The organism is Halomonas sp. ND22Bw (assembly GCF_003011945.1).
Classification (GTDB): domain Bacteria; phylum Pseudomonadota; class Gammaproteobacteria; order Pseudomonadales; family Halomonadaceae; genus Halomonas; species Halomonas halophila.
Genome location: NZ_PXWD01001123.1, coordinates 1 through 262 on the forward strand (window position 1 = coordinate 1; position 262 = coordinate 262).

The following is a 262-nucleotide window of genomic DNA, read 5'->3' on the forward strand; positions in this document are numbered from 1 at the left end:
CCAGGGCCTCCCGCGGCTCCTGCGCCGCGCCATCGCCGAAGATGCCAGCCCGCGCTGGCATGACGGACGAAGCAGATCAGACAGTGAAGCTTTCCCCGCAGCCGCACGCGCCCTTGGCATTGGGATTGTCGAAGACGAAGCCGGCGGTGAAATCGTCCTCCACCCAGTTCATCGTCGATCCGATCAGGTACAGAATCGAGGCGCCGTCGACGTACAAGGTGCCGCCGGGGGTCTCGATCACCTCGTCGAACGGCTTGGCCTC

At 65.3% G+C, this 262-nt stretch carries 1 protein-coding gene; it reads right to left on the bottom strand.

The features are described 5' to 3' along the window. Positions 1 to 76: 76 nt before the first annotated feature. Positions 77 to 262, bottom strand: a 186-nt coding sequence (locus CVH10_RS21670; protein ID WP_146143252.1) for an iron-sulfur cluster assembly accessory protein, incomplete at its 5' end; no start/stop codon positions are given.